The 13,466-nt window shown below is 58.0% G+C and carries 12 protein-coding genes; 9 read left to right on the forward strand and 3 right to left on the reverse strand.

What is annotated here, in order from left to right; all coding sequences use genetic code 11:
- Nucleotides 1-144 precede the first annotated feature (144 nt).
- The 8 genes from rnr to FHL07_RS14945 all read left to right on the forward strand — a co-directional run bounded on the left by rnr (nucleotide 145) and on the right by FHL07_RS14945 (nucleotide 10,013).
- Nucleotides 145-2,808, forward strand: coding sequence for a ribonuclease R (gene rnr, locus FHL07_RS14910; RefSeq protein ID WP_095000963.1), 2,664 nt, complete (start codon nucleotides 145-147; stop codon nucleotides 2,806-2,808).
- Nucleotides 2,805-3,569 (forward strand): 23S rRNA (guanosine(2251)-2'-O)-methyltransferase RlmB, encoded by a 765-nt coding sequence (gene rlmB, locus FHL07_RS14915; RefSeq protein WP_138738635.1) that lies wholly within the window; start codon nucleotides 2,805-2,807, stop codon nucleotides 3,567-3,569. The genes rnr and rlmB overlap by 4 nt, the downstream gene beginning before the upstream one ends.
- Nucleotides 3,570-3,875: 306 nt before the next feature.
- The gene (gene rpsF / locus FHL07_RS14920) at nucleotides 3,876-4,301 is read left to right on the forward strand and encodes a 30S ribosomal protein S6 (RefSeq protein ID WP_003439045.1); all 426 of its coding nucleotides are present in this window, start codon (nucleotides 3,876-3,878) and stop codon (nucleotides 4,299-4,301) included.
- A 28-nt stretch (nucleotides 4,302-4,329) separates the two neighbouring features.
- Nucleotides 4,330-4,560 carry a 30S ribosomal protein S18 gene (gene rpsR, locus FHL07_RS14925; RefSeq protein ID WP_003171373.1) on the forward strand — a complete coding sequence of 77 codons (231 nt, stop codon included), beginning with the start codon at nucleotides 4,330-4,332 and terminating at the stop codon, nucleotides 4,558-4,560.
- Between the two features lie 36 nt (nucleotides 4,561-4,596).
- Nucleotides 4,597-5,493 (forward strand): hypothetical protein, encoded by an 897-nt coding sequence (locus tag FHL07_RS14930; RefSeq protein WP_095000965.1) that lies wholly within the window; start codon nucleotides 4,597-4,599, stop codon nucleotides 5,491-5,493.
- 19 nt (nucleotides 5,494-5,512) lie between these two features.
- Nucleotides 5,513-5,959, forward strand: coding sequence for a 50S ribosomal protein L9 (gene rplI, locus FHL07_RS14935; protein ID WP_003439047.1), 447 nt, complete (start codon nucleotides 5,513-5,515; stop codon nucleotides 5,957-5,959).
- 120 nt (nucleotides 5,960-6,079) lie between these two features.
- On the forward strand, nucleotides 6,080-7,474 hold the full coding sequence (gene dnaB / locus FHL07_RS14940) for a replicative DNA helicase (protein WP_016783319.1): 1,395 nt from the start codon (nucleotides 6,080-6,082) through the stop codon (nucleotides 7,472-7,474).
- Nucleotides 7,475-7,706: 232 nt separating this feature from the next.
- Entirely contained in the window at nucleotides 7,707-10,013 is a 2,307-nt protein-coding gene (locus tag FHL07_RS14945; RefSeq protein ID WP_095000967.1) for a YgiQ family radical SAM protein, read from the forward strand.
- A 350-nt stretch (nucleotides 10,014-10,363) separates the two neighbouring features.
- Here FHL07_RS14945 and FHL07_RS14950 read toward each other — a convergent pair whose 3' ends face one another.
- A complete protein-coding gene (locus FHL07_RS14950; RefSeq protein ID WP_095000968.1) occupies nucleotides 10,364-10,564 on the reverse strand; it encodes a hypothetical protein in 201 nt (66 codons plus the stop codon).
- A gap of 332 nt (nucleotides 10,565-10,896) precedes the next feature.
- On the opposite strand from FHL07_RS14950, the gene azu reads away from it, so the two are divergent.
- Nucleotides 10,897-11,343 (forward strand): azurin, encoded by a 447-nt coding sequence (gene azu / locus FHL07_RS14955; RefSeq protein ID WP_095000969.1) that lies wholly within the window; start codon nucleotides 10,897-10,899, stop codon nucleotides 11,341-11,343.
- 57 nt (nucleotides 11,344-11,400) lie between these two features.
- On the opposite strand, the gene FHL07_RS14960 is transcribed toward azu, so the two are convergent.
- Both FHL07_RS14960 and nadE read right to left on the reverse strand, forming a co-directional pair.
- Nucleotides 11,401-12,423, reverse strand: coding sequence for a DUF1338 domain-containing protein (locus FHL07_RS14960; RefSeq protein WP_138738636.1), 1,023 nt, complete (start codon nucleotides 12,421-12,423; stop codon nucleotides 11,401-11,403).
- A gap of 214 nt (nucleotides 12,424-12,637) precedes the next feature.
- The gene (gene nadE, locus FHL07_RS14965) at nucleotides 12,638-13,465 is read right to left on the reverse strand and encodes an ammonia-dependent NAD(+) synthetase (protein ID WP_095000971.1); all 828 of its coding nucleotides are present in this window, start codon (nucleotides 13,463-13,465) and stop codon (nucleotides 12,638-12,640) included.
- Between the last annotated feature and the right edge of the window lies 1 nt (nucleotide 13,466).

Raw genomic sequence — 13,466 nt, forward strand, 5'->3', positions numbered from 1 at the left:
AGTGAAAATATTTCGCGAACGGTTGGTCGACAGCAGCAAAGCGCGTCAGAAAGGACTAATAAGGCCCAGTGTGTGCCTGAAATTTCCCGTTTCAATACGCGTATGCCAAACTAACCCGCATATAGACAAGGTGAAAACTATCTAATGGCCGATTGGCAGACCCTCGATCCCGAGGCCGCACGTGAAGCGGAAAAATACGAAAACCCTATCCCTAGCCGCGAACTGATCCTTCAGCACCTGGCCGAGCGTGGCTCGCCTGCTGCTCGTGAACAGTTGGTGGAAGAGTTCGGTCTGACCACAGAAGACCAAATCGAGGCCTTGCGCCGTCGCCTGCGTGCGATGGAGCGCGATGCCCAACTGATTTACACCCGCCGTGGCACTTACGCGCCGGTGGACAAGCTCGACCTGATTCTCGGCCGTATCAGTGGCCACCGCGATGGCTTCGGCTTCCTGGTTCCGGACGACGGCAGCGACGACCTGTTCATGAGCCCTGCGCAAATGCGCCTGGTGTTCGATGGCGACCGTGCGCTGGCCCGTGTTTCGGGGCTGGACCGTCGTGGTCGTCGTGAAGGCGTGATCGTCGAAGTGGTTTCCCGTGCTCACGAAACCATCGTGGGTCGCTACTTTGAAGAAGGTGGTATTGGCTTCGTAGTGGCCGACAACCCGAAGATCCAGCAAGAAGTGCTGGTAACCCCGGGTCGCAACGCTGGCGCAAAAATCGGTCAGTTCGTCGAAGTGAAGATTACTCACTGGCCTACGCCGCGTTTCCAGCCGCAAGGCGATGTACTGGAGGTTGTAGGCAACTACATGGCTCCGGGCATGGAAATCGATATTGCCCTGCGTACTTACGACATTCCTCACGTATGGCCGGAAGCTGTGCTTAAGGAAGCAAGCCGTCTGAAGCCGGAAGTCGAAGAGAAAGACAAAGAGAAGCGCATCGACCTGCGTCATCTGCCGTTCGTCACCATTGACGGCGAAGATGCTCGCGACTTCGATGACGCCGTATTCTGCGAAGCCAAGCCTGGCAAGCTGCGCCTGTTCTCCGGCGGCTGGAAGTTGTACGTGGCAATTGCCGACGTCTCCAGCTACGTGAAAATCGGTTCGGCCCTGGATGCCGAAGCCCAGGTTCGCGGCAACTCGGTGTACTTCCCTGAGCGCGTGATCCCGATGCTGCCTGAGCAGCTGTCCAACGGCCTGTGCTCGCTGAACCCGAAAGTCGACCGTTTGGCCATGGTTTGCGAGATGACCATCTCCAAAACCGGCGAAATGACCGACTATCAGTTCTACGAAGCGGTGATCCATTCCCAGGCACGTCTGACCTACAACAAGGTCAGCACTATTCTGGAGCAGCCGAAAACCAGCGAAGCCAAGCAACTGCGCAGCGAATACGCTGATGTGGTGCCGCACCTCAAGCAGTTGTACTCGTTGTACAAGGTGTTGCTGGCAGCTCGTCATACCCGTGGCGCGATTGATTTTGAAACCCAGGAAACCCGGATCATCTTCGGTTCCGATCGCAAAATTGCCGATATTCGCCCGACCACCCGTAACGATGCGCACAAGCTGATTGAAGAGTGCATGCTGGCGGCCAACGTGGCCACCGCCGAGTTCCTCAAGAAGCACGAGATTCCTGCGCTGTATCGTGTCCACGATGGTCCGCCGCCGGAGCGTCTGGAAAAACTGCGTGCGTTCCTCGGTGAGCTGGGCCTGAGCCTGCACAAAGGTAAAGATGGTCCGTCGCCGAAGGATTACCAGGCATTGCTGGCCAGCATCAAGGACCGTCCGGATTTCCACCTGATCCAGACCGTAATGCTGCGTTCGTTGAGTCAGGCGGTATACAGCTCCGATAACCAGGGCCACTTCGGCCTGAATTATGAAGCCTATACCCACTTCACCTCGCCGATTCGTCGCTACCCTGACCTGTTGACCCACCGTGCGATCCGCAGCGTGATCCATTCCAAGATGGATACCCCGCACGTTCGCCGTGCTGGTGCGATGACCATTCCGAAAGCGCGCATCTATCCGTACGACGAAGCGATCCTGGAGCAGCTCGGCGAGCAGTGCTCCATGAGCGAGCGCCGTGCCGACGAAGCCACCCGAGATGTGACCAACTGGCTCAAGTGCGAGTTCATGAAGGATCGCGTAGGCGAGTCGTTCCCTGGCGTGGTAACGGCAGTGACCGGTTTTGGCCTGTTCGTGGAACTGACCGATATCTATGTTGAAGGTCTGGTTCACGTAACTGCCTTGCCGGGCGACTACTACCACTTCGACCCTGTGCATCACCGCCTGGCGGGCGAGCGCACCGGTCGCAGCTTCCGCTTGGGTGATACCGTTGAAGTGCGGGTCATGCGCGTCGATCTCGACGAGCGCAAGATTGACTTCGAAATGGCGGAAAAAACCCTAAGTGCGCCGATTGGTCGTAAAAATCGTACTGCTGATGCGCCTAAAACCAGGAATGCAGGCAAGGCCGGTACCAAGCCGACTGAAAAGCCGGTTGAGCCAGCCCCGGCTGCACGTCGCAGTGCGCCGGCCAAGCCCGCTAAAAAATCCTCGGATGATGCTTATCGCCCAAGCGATGCTGCGGCAAAAAACGCCGAGCTGCGCAAAAGCCGTGAACTGAAACAGGCGCTGCTGGCCGAATCGAAAAGCGGCGGTCGGACATCGGAGCCGGGAAAGTCGGGTAGGGGGGCGCCTGCAAAAGATGCGGGCAAGCCTTCCAAGCCGAGCAAACATCGTAAAGGCCCGCCAAAATCGGGCACCGCTCCAGCCGCCAAAAGCGGCGGGGCGCGCAAACCTAAGGCCAAGTCATGAGTCTGGAAAAAATCTATGGCGTGCATGCCGTAGAAGCATTGCTGCGTCACCATCCCAAGCGCGTCAAGCAGGTATGGCTGGCAGAAGGTCGCAGTGATCCGCGTGTACAAACGCTGATCGAGCTGGCCAACGAAAACCGTGTGGCTGTCGGCCAGGCCGAGCGTCGTGAAATGGACGTCTGGGTCGAAGGCGTGCACCAGGGTGTGGTGGCGGACGTGAGTCCGAGCCAGGTCTGGGGCGAAGCCATGCTCGACGAGCTGCTCGATCGCACTGAAGGTGCCCCGTTGTTGCTGGTACTGGACGGCGTGACCGATCCCCACAACCTGGGTGCTTGCCTGCGTTCGGCGGATGCTGCCGGTGCGCTGGCTGTTATCGTGCCCAAGGACAAATCTGCAACGCTGACGCCGACGGTACGAAAAGTAGCCTGCGGTGCAGCGGAAGTTATTCCGTTGGTTGCCGTGACCAACCTGGCGCGTACCCTGGAGAGGCTCCAGCAGCGCGGCTTGTGGGTTGTCGGTACGGCCGGTGAGGCTGAAGTCAGTATCTATGACCAGGACCTGACCGGCCCGACCATCCTGATCATGGGTGCAGAAGGCAAGGGCATGCGTCGCCTGACCCGTGAGCACTGTGATTACCTGGTCAAGCTGCCGATGGCCGGCAGCGTCAGCAGCCTGAACGTTTCGGTGGCGACAGGTGTTTGCCTGTTCGAAGCCCAGCGTCAGCGCGGCGCCAAGGCCAAGACTTCTTCGAAGAAGAAGTAAGCTGGCTGGCTGTTAAATGTGGGAGCGGGCTTGCTCGCGATGCGTATCACGCGGTGTCTCTGGATGACCGCAGCGATGCCATCGCGAGCCAGCCCGCTCCCACATTGGTTTGTGGCGTATACAAGTAAAGATTGTTCAAATAATCACCAATTGCCTTGCGCCTCTGTTGTCCCTTCTCTACAATTGCGCCCCTTGCCGTCATGGCGGGCGCATATGTGCCTCTCTAGGCAAGACACACAAGTGTCATTCACTCCTTGTCTGACCGCTTTTTAGTTAGCGGCAGGCTACAACCCGTAAGGAGCATTCATGCGTCATTACGAAATCATCTTTTTGGTCCACCCGGATCAAAGCGAACAAGTCGGCGGCATGGTAGAGCGTTACACCAAGCTGATCGAAGAAGACGGCGGCAAAATCCACCGTCTGGAAGATTGGGGCCGTCGTCAACTGGCCTACGCAATCAACAATGTTCACAAGGCTCACTACGTGATGCTGAACGTTGAGTGCACTGGCAAAGCCCTGGCTGAGCTGGAAGACAACTTCCGTTACAACGATGCTGTGATCCGTAACCTGGTCATCCGTCGCGACGAAGCCGTAACTGGCCAGTCCGAGATGCTCAAGGCTGAAGAGAACCGCAGTGAGCGCCGTGAGCGTCGTGACCGTCCTGAGCATTCTGACAGCGCCGATGGCGATGACAGCGATAACAGCGACGCCAGCGATAACGCTGACGAGTAATCCACGGACCTTTTGAGGAGCCAATTACATGGCACGTTTCTTCCGTCGTCGTAAATTCTGCCGCTTCACCGCAGAAGAAGTGAAAGAGATCGATTACAAGGATCTCAACACTCTGAAAGCTTACGTATCCGAGACCGGCAAAATTGTTCCAAGCCGTATCACCGGTACTAAAGCTCGTTATCAGCGTCAGCTGGCCACCGCTATCAAGCGCGCCCGCTTCCTGGCCCTGCTGGCCTACACCGACAGCCACGGCCGCTGAGACCGGGCAGTCGACAAGTAGTAAAGGATTGAAAGCATGCGCGCCTTAGCTGAGTTCATCATGCGAGGCCGTGTGCAGGCCACGTTAATCGTGGCCGGATGTGCGGCATTGCCGTTCTTGTTCTGGTTGAGTGCTGCTGCAGGTAGCCTGGTGCTTCTGCGGCGCGGTCCGAGAGATGCCTTGAGCATTCTCTCATGGGCGTTACTGCCGGCCTTGGTCTGGTGGTTTATCGGAGAGCCCCGCACCCTTATGGTGCTGCTGGGAACTCTGGGGCTGGCGTTGATGTTACGCGCCGGTCAGTCCTGGAATCGCGTGCTGCTGGTCAGCGTAGCGTTGGGTGTGGTGTATGGCGTGGTCCTGGGTACGGTTTTCCGCGAACCCATTGGTGCGATGGCGCAGGAGTTGGAAAAACTTCTGCCGCAGGTCCTCAATGGTCTCTACGACAAGTTATCTGACGTAGAGCGAGCGCGCCTTGGAGCACTGATTGCACCCGTCCTCACCGGTTTGATTGCAGCTTTGATGCAGGTCGTCAGCGTGCTGAGCCTGATACTTGGGCGTTATTGGCAGGCGTTGTTGTATAACCCGGGTGGTTTTGCCAGCGAATTTCGCAGCATCCGCCTACCGCTGGGACCAGCGCTCGTATTGCTGGCGTGCATGCTTGTAGGGCCGAACTTCGGTCCCGAAATGGCCATGCTTACGCCGTTGTGCAGCGTAGCGTTGTTCTTCGCCGGGCTGGCCCTGATTCATGGGCTGGTGGCGCAAAAGCGACTGGCCAAGTTCTGGCTGGTGGGGTTGTACGTCACGCTGTTGCTGTTTATGCAGCTGATCTATCCGTTGCTCGTGGTCTTGGCCATTGTCGACAGCCTGATTGATTTTCGCGGACGTCTGGCGCCGAAAGGCACCGATAAAGACTCTGCGGACGGTGAAGGTTAAAAGTTAAGAGGATTTTCACATGCAACTGATCCTTCTGGAAAAAGTCGCGAACCTGGGCAACCTGGGCGACAAAGTAAATGTTAAGGCCGGTTACGGTCGTAACTACCTGCTGCCGTACGGCAAAGCTACCGCTGCAACCGCTGCCAACCTGGCTGCGTTTGAAGAGCGTCGTGCTGAGCTGGAACAAGCTGCTGCAGACAAAAAAGCTTCGGCTGAAACACGCGCTGCCCAACTGGCTGAGCTGGAAGTGACTATCACTGCCACCGCTGGCGACGAAGGCAAGCTGTTCGGCTCGATCGGCACTCACGACATCGCTGATGCACTGACCGCCTCCGGCGTTGAAGTTGCAAAAAGCGAAGTTCGTCTGCCGAACGGCACTATCCGCAACGTTGGCGAATTCGACGTGGCTGTGCACCTGCACGCCGAAGTTGAAGCAACCGTACGCGTTGTTGTGGTAGCTGCTTAAGCAGTCTTAACTGACTGGCACCTTGTGTGCCGGACGGTTAACATCGGGCACGATCCTGTTTACAGGTCGTGCCCTTTGTCTTTCTGCAGATCCTGATTTTCAAACTAATTCCAAGTGGCCATGAACGATATCTCCGCTCCTGAGCAATACGATCTACAAACCGCAGCCCTGAAGGTGCCTCCGCATTCCATCGAGGCCGAACAGGCTGTGCTCGGTGGTTTGATGCTGGACAACAACGCCTGGGAACGCGTGCTGGATCAGGTTTCGGACGGTGATTTTTATCGACATGACCACCGCCTGATCTTCCGCGCCATTGCCAAGCTGGCAGATCAGAACTCCCCGATTGACGTCGTGACCCTTGCCGAGCAACTGGACAAGGAAGGTCAGACTTCGCAGGTGGGCGGCCTGGGCTACCTCGGTGAACTGGCAAAAAATACGCCGTCGGTCGCCAACATCAAGGCCTACGCCCAGATCGTGCGTCAGCGTGCGACGTTGCGTCAGCTTATCGGTATCAGCACCGAAATCGCCGACAGTGCATTCAACCCGGAAGGGCGCAGCGCCGAAGAAATCCTCGATGAGGCCGAGCGCCAGATCTTTGCCATTGCCGAGGCCCGGCCAAAAACCGGTGGCCCGGTGAGCGTCAATGATCTGTTGACCAAAGCCATCGACCGTATCGACACGCTGTTCAACACCGACAACGCCATCACCGGCCTGTCCACCGGTTACACCGACCTCGATGGCATGACCAGCGGCTTGCAGCCTGCGGACTTGATTATCGTCGCCGGTCGTCCATCGATGGGTAAAACCACCTTTGCGATGAACCTGGTTGAAAACGCCGTATTGCGCAGCGAGAAAGCGGTACTGGTTTACTCTCTCGAGATGCCAGGTGAATCGCTGATCATGCGTATGCTGTCATCGCTGGGTCGCATCGACCAGACCAAGGTCCGGGCCGGTCGCCTCGAAGACGACGATTGGCCGCGCCTGACTTCGGCGGTCAACCTGCTCAATGACCGTAAACTGTTTATCGACGATACCGCGGGCATCAGCCCATCGGAAATGCGCGCCCGTACCCGGCGACTGGTGCGTGAGCACGGCGATATCGGCTTGATCATGATCGACTACCTGCAATTGATGCAGATCCCGGGTTCCGGCGGTGACAACCGTACCAACGAAATCTCCGAGATTTCCCGCTCCCTCAAGGCGCTGGCCAAGGAATTCAACTGCCCGGTAGTCGCGCTGTCACAGCTCAACCGTTCCCTGGAGCAGCGGCCCAACAAGCGCCCGATCAACTCCGACTTGCGTGAATCCGGAGCCATCGAGCAGGACGCCGACGTCATCATGTTCGTGTACCGGGACGAGGTGTACCACCCCGAGACCGAGCACAAGGGCATTGCCGAGATCATCATCGGCAAGCAGCGTAACGGCCCGATCGGCACCACGCGCCTGGCGTTTATCGGCAAATACACGCGCTTCGAAAACCTGGCGCCAGGCAGTTACAACTTCGACGACGATTAACCTGTCCGGCTTCTGTGGGAGCTGGCCTGCCAGCGATAGCATCGACGCGGTCAATCAGATAGATCGCGCCGCCTGAATCGCGAGCAAGCTCGCTCCCACAGACAATATGCCTGCGCCAATCAATTCCGACCATTGCCGTCGGAATTGGTCATTTTTTGTGCTATATTCCGCGCCCGCGAATTTCTTAGTAAATGCCGCGCCCCCTTTTTTGCACTCAACACCGGTCATCGACATGCAATCAGCCAAGCCTCTATTTGACTATCCGAAGTACTGGGCCGAATGTTTCGGCCCAGCACCATTCCTGCCCATGAGCAGGGAGGAGATGGATCAGCTTGGCTGGGATTCATGCGACATCATCATCGTGACGGGTGATGCCTATGTCGATCACCCGTCATTTGGTATGGCCATCATTGGTCGCTTGTTGGAGTCCCAGGGTTTCCGTGTGGGCATCATTGCCCAGCCGAACTGGCAGTCCAAAGACGACTTTATGAAGCTGGGCGAGCCGAACCTGTTCTTCGGCGTTGCCGCCGGCAACATGGACTCGATGATTAACCGCTACACCGCTGACAAAAAGATCCGTTCCGATGACGCCTACACCCCCGGTGGCATGGCAGGCAAACGTCCGGATCGCGCCAGTCTGGTGTACAGCCAGCGCTGCAAGGAAGCCTACAAAAACGTACCGATCGTACTCGGCGGTATCGAAGCTTCGTTGCGCCGTATCGCGCATTACGACTACTGGCAGGACCGTGTACGCAATTCGATCCTGATCGACGCCTGTGCCGATATCCTGTTGTACGGCAACGCCGAGCGCGCCATCGTCGAAGTAGCCCAGCGTCTGTCCTACGGCCACAAAGTCGAAGACATCACCGATGTGCGCGGCACCGCGTTCATTCGTCGCGATACGCCAAAAGACTGGTATGAAGTCGACTCCACGCGTATTGACCGTCCGGGCAAGATCGACAAGATCATCAACCCGTACGTCAACACCCAGGACACCCAGGCCTGCGCCATCGAGCAGGAAAAGGGCCCGGTTGAAGACCCGAACGAAGCCAAGGTCGTGCAGATCCTGGCCAGCCCGCGCATGACCCGTGACAAGACGGTCATCCGTCTGCCATCGGTCGAGAAAGTACGTGCTGATGCGGTGCTGTATGCCCACGCCAACCGCGTGCTGCACCTTGAAACCAACCCGGGCAACGCCCGTGCGCTGGTGCAAAAGCACGGCGAAGTGGATGTATGGTTCAACCCGCCACCGATCCCGATGACCACTGAAGAAATGGACTACGTGTTTGGCATGCCTTACGCACGTATTCCCCATCCTGCGTACGGCAAGGAAAAAATCCCGGCCTACGACATGATCCGTTTCTCGGTGAACATCATGCGTGGCTGCTTTGGTGGTTGCACCTTCTGCTCGATTACCGAGCACGAAGGCCGCATCATCCAGAACCGCTCCGAAGAGTCGATCATTCGCGAAATCGAAGAGATCCGCGACAAGGTGCCAGGCTTTACCGGGGTTATTTCCGACCTTGGCGGCCCGACCGCGAACATGTACCGCATCGCCTGCAAAACGCCAGAAATCGAATCCGCGTGCCGCAAGCCGTCCTGCGTTTTCCCGGGCATCTGCCCGAACCTGAACACCGACCACTCGTCGCTGATTCAGCTTTACCGCAGCGCCCGTGCCTTGCCGGGCGTGAAGAAAATCCTGATCGCTTCCGGTCTGCGTTACGACCTTGCCGTCGAGTCGCCGGAATACGTGAAGGAACTGGTCACCCACCACGTCGGTGGTTACCTGAAGATCGCCCCGGAACACACCGAGGAAGGTCCGCTCAACCAGATGATGAAGCCGGGCATTGGCAGCTATGACAAGTTCAAGCGCATGTTCGAGAAGTACACCAAGGAAGCAGGCAAAGAGCAGTACCTGATCCCGTACTTCATTGCCGCTCACCCCGGCACTAAAGACGAAGACATGATGAACCTGGCCATCTGGCTCAAGACCAACGGTTTCCGTGCCGACCAGGTGCAGGCGTTCTACCCGTCGCCGATGGCTACCGCCACCGCGATGTACCACTCGGGCAAGAACCCGCTGCGCAAGGTCACGTACAAGAGCGACTCGGTGACCATCGTCAAGAGCGAGGAGCAGCGCCGCCTGCACAAGGCGTTCCTGCGCTATCACGACCCGAAAGGCTGGCCGATGCTGCGTGAGGCGCTGACCCGCATGGGCCGTGCCGACCTGATCGGTTCGGGCAAGGACCAGTTGATCCCGTTGCATCAGCCGGCGACCGACAGCTACCAGAGTGCCCGTCGCAAAAACTCGACGCCTGCCGGTAGCCACAAGGTCGCGGGTGAGAAGACCACCAAGATCCTGACCCAGCACACTGGCCTGCCGCCGCGTGCCAGTGATGGTGGCAACCCGTGGGACAAGCGTGAACAGGCCAAGGCTGCTGCGTTTGCCCGCAACAAGCAGGCCGCCAAGGAGCGCCAGGAAGCAGCCAAGGGCGGCAAGAGCCAGCGCCCGGCCCGCAAGCCGGTAGTGCCGCGCTAAGCCTGCCCTTGTAGATACTCTGTTGCAGGTCAAGCCCTATTGTGGGAGCGAGCCTGCTCGCGAACGACCTTCGCGAGCAGGCTCGCTCCCACAGTTGCAGTGTTCCTTCGGCAGCTGCTACGGTTTTGCGTAAATTGCAGTAAATCAACGCCAGCCTTAGGGCTGGCGTTGTGCTTTCTGCGCGCTGAGAGGCCTGCCACGGGTTTGTAGGCTGTTTGCTGTCGCGGAGTAAGGGAATGAGGTTTGAAGCGTCTGAGGGCGTTCAGGCTAACTGCGAGGATCAGCAGGCGGGCTGCTGATCCTGATCACAGATCCTGTGGGCCGGGTTGTGGATAACCGGGCCGAGGGGGTCAAGCAGTTGGAGCTTTGTCTTCTGGCGCGCCGGTATCTTCTGCGGCGTCTTCACTTTCGCTGTCGACTTCGTGGTCCAGCTCGGTATCAACAGTACCGCCTTCAGCAGCCGCTTTCTTGCGGGCAGCCTTTTCCTCTTTCTTCTGCTCTTTAGCCAAGTCTCTTTGACGCTTAGCGAAGTTATAGTTTGGTTTGGCCATGGGCGATCCTCTTGGGGTCGAAGGTGAGGTTGAGCGGCGCGTATTCTGCCCTGTATTAGTGCTTAGCCGTTAGCTGGGTTTTTGCAAGGTTGCACATTGCGCTAAAAATACGACTCTACACCCACGCAAAAGCCGGTTGTGGATTAAATCTAGTTACTTATTCCCCCAAAATTCAAAATGATGGCCTAAGGTTATAAGCCTGAAGTCCATTCTGGGATGGATTGTGTCGATTGTGGCGATAGACCATGACGCAGATCATATGAATCGATACAATTTTCAGGCAATCTGTATACAGATTTTTGCTTCCCCATACCCTGCCTTGGAGATACACCATGTTTGCCAAAGTTGTTGCGGTATCCCTTTTGACTCTGGCCAGCGGCCATTTGCTGGCGGCTGAGTGCGCTGTAACTGTCGATTCGACTGACCAAATGTCTTACAACACCAAAGAGATCGTCATCGACAAATCCTGCAAGACCTTCACCGTTAACCTGACGCACTCCGGCAATCTGCCGAAAAACGTCATGGGTCATAACTGGGTCTTGAGCAAAAAGGCAGACATGCAGGCAGTTTCTACCGACGGCATTGCCGCTGGCCTGGACAAAAACTATCTCAAGGACGGTGATGAGCGCATCATCGCCCACACCAAAGTGATTGGCGCCGGTGAGAAAGACTCCGTGACCTTCGATGTGGCCAAACTGAAAGCGGGCGAAGAATATGAATTCTTCTGCACCTTCCCGGGCCACAACTCGATGATGAAAGGTGCTGTGGTTCTTAAATAACACCACCCAAGCCCTTAACAGCCCTGACGTGCCCTGCGCCGTCAGGGCTGTTTGCGTTCAGGCCCTGGAGTCGGTCATCTTGAAAATGCCCTGGGCGTTGCTGCTGTCGAAGTTCAGATCGATGCGGCCGGTATCAGGGTCGATCTTGCGTTGGATGAACTCCACAAATGACCCCGGCACTGCGTGCTCGCGGTACACCCCGGCAGCATCGACCAGGCCGCGGCTGACCGTGCTGGCGCGATAGGCGGTTTGCATCACCCGCCCCGAGGCGGACACTTCGATGCTGTCTTTCATGGGCCGTTGCAAGTCACGTTGTTGCGCCACACAGGCTTCGAGGTCCGGCACGCGATCGGTCAGATGGTTGAAGCTGTTGCCCTCGGTTGCGATCCAGGCCATCTCGGCGCTTTCAGCGAGCAGGCAGTGGTAGTCCGTTTCCTGTACCACGCCATGCTGCCGGCCGAATGCTTGATACAGCCCTGGCAACAGGGCCTGCGCCTGGCTCAGGCTGCAGTGGTGGGTGAGGCTCAGGGTCTTGAGGATGCTGTGGTGGTGGGCCTGCAGCGGGTCAAGGCTGGAACCGACCACGCGGCTGACGGCCTGTTGAAAAGCCTCGCTGAAGCGGCCGGGGTGCAGTTCCGAGACAAAGAACTGGGCGATGTCTTCGGGCAGATCCATTTGTCGGTAGCCCCAGCCGGTCATGTTCAGCTTGGTCAGCGGGTAGGTTCGCACATCGGTAAAGCCCAGTGGCTCCAGCAAACGGGCAAATGCCTGGCGGCCGCGGGGCAGTTCGCCGTTGGCAGGCCAGTCCACCGTACGGAGGGCGCCATGGTCGAACACTACCTTGCGGCCATGCTGTGCCTGTTCCTGTACATAGCGTCGGCCTTCAGGCACGGCTTCAACCAGTTTGTGCAGCAGGCACAGGTTCAGTGCTTCGGCGAGCCACACCCGGTGCAGTGCCTGTTCATGCCAGTTGAAGCGCAGCAGCCCTTCAGGCACTTCGACATGCTCACGCAACCAGGCGGTGGCCGGTTGGCCGAGCACGGAATCGACAAGGGAGAACAAACCATCGAAAGCAGGCATGGGGCAGGGCTCTGGCGACGAAATAGACGTCTATCAAAGCCTTTGGCCGTTGCGGCCACAAGCGAAAAAAATTGCGGGGTTCATTCCGTTTTTTCCGGGTAGGAAAAAGCCCCTCACCCTAGCCCTCTCCCGGAGGGAGAGGGGACGGATTGATGGTGTTCTTGAAACCGCGTGCGGTCTGCTCCCTCTCCCTCCGGGAGAGGTACGCACGGGCTCAAGGCGCGAACGGCATCTCACGCTTGTGGTGGGTCTTTTCGTACGTCTTGCAGATGATATTGAACGCTTCTTCGCTCACCGGCTCGCCATGCAAGAAGGCATCGATCTCGGCATAGGTCACGCCGTGGGACGCTTCGTCCGGTTTGCCGGGCTCCAGGTCTTCGAGGTCGGCAGTCGGGACTTTCTCCACCAGCGATTCCGGCGCACCAAAATGCCGAGCAATGGCCCGCACCTGATTTTTCACCAGCCCGCTGAGCGGTGCCAGGTCGCAGGAACCATCACCGAACTTGGTGAAGAAGCCCATCACCGCTTCCGCCGCATGGTCGGTGCCGATCACCAGCCCGCCAGTCGCCCCGGCAATAGTGTATTGCGCCACCATGCGCATACGCGCCTTGGTGTTACCCAGTACAAAGTCCACGGTGGCGGCAGGCTTGCCTTCAAACGCGGTCACTTCAGCCGCCAGGGCCTTGACCGCAGGGCCGATGTTCACGGTCTGGCGCTCGTCCGGGTTGATAAAGTCGACCGCCGCCGTGGCGTCCGCTTCGTCATGCTGCACACCGTAAGGCAGGCGCACGGCAATAAAGCGATAGGCCTGGTCACCGGTCTGTTCGCGCAATTGCTGCACCGCACGTTGTGCCATCAGGCCTGCGGTCAGGGAGTCGACCCCGCCGCTGATGCCCAGTACCAAGGTCTTGAGCCTGGCGTTGTGCAGGCAGCACTGAATGAAAGTGATACGCCGGGCAATCTCGGCCTCAAGGGCTGCGGTGTCTTTGAACGGCGGCTGGACCTTGAGGTCTGCAGCAATCTGACGCTGTACGGCCTGCATG

The organism is Pseudomonas sp. FSL W7-0098, from assembly GCF_005930585.1.
GTDB classification, from domain to species: domain Bacteria; phylum Pseudomonadota; class Gammaproteobacteria; order Pseudomonadales; family Pseudomonadaceae; genus Aquipseudomonas; species Aquipseudomonas bubulae.